General features: G+C 58.6%; 1 protein-coding gene. It reads left to right on the forward strand.

What is annotated here, in order from left to right; translation table 11 throughout:
* A partial coding sequence (rsmI, locus tag ACR0EL_RS22290; RefSeq protein ID WP_480502328.1) for a 16S rRNA (cytidine(1402)-2'-O)-methyltransferase occupies positions 1-713 on the forward strand: 713 nt, incomplete at both ends.

A 713-nucleotide genomic window follows, 5' to 3' on the forward strand; every position in this document is an offset into this window, starting at 1 on the left:
CACGCAGCTTGCGACGTTTGATGGAAATCCATGGCGTGCCGCTCGAAGGGCGCCGTATATTGGCCTATCACGATCACAGCGGCGCGGGCGCGCGGGGCAAAATACTTGAGGCGCTGGAACAAGGGCAATCGGTGGCTTACGCGTCCGAGGCGGGAATGCCGCTGATCGCCGATCCCGGCTATGATTTGGGCCGTCAGGCGGCTGAGGCTGGGCACAACGTGACATGTGCTCCGGGACCGTCTGCTGTTTTGACGGCGCTGACATTGGCGGGGCTTCCCACGGATGCATTTTTCTTTGCCGGGTTCTTGCCCAATGCCTCTGGCGCACGGCGTTCACGAATCGAATCCCTGCGCAGCGTCCCCGGAACGCTTGTCTTCTATGAATCACCGAAGCGCGTGGCTGCCTGCCTCTCTGATCTCGCGGATATTTTGGGTGGAGACCGACAGGCGGCCCTGTGCCGTGAACTCACCAAAAAGTTTGAAGAAACTCGCCGAGGGACGCTCGCTGATCTGGCAACAGAGTACGAGGGCTTATCGGTTAAGGGCGAGGTGGTTCTGCTTGTGGATCGCGCCCATTCGCAATCTGTTAAGGACTCTGACGTAGAAGAGGCATTGATAAAAGCTTTGCAAACGCATTCGGTGCGTGATGCGGCAGATTTGGTGTCAGAGATGTTCAGCCTGCCGCGCCGCCCGATCTATCAGATGGCTCTGAAG

It is taken from the genome of Ruegeria sp. AH12 (assembly GCF_056541465.1).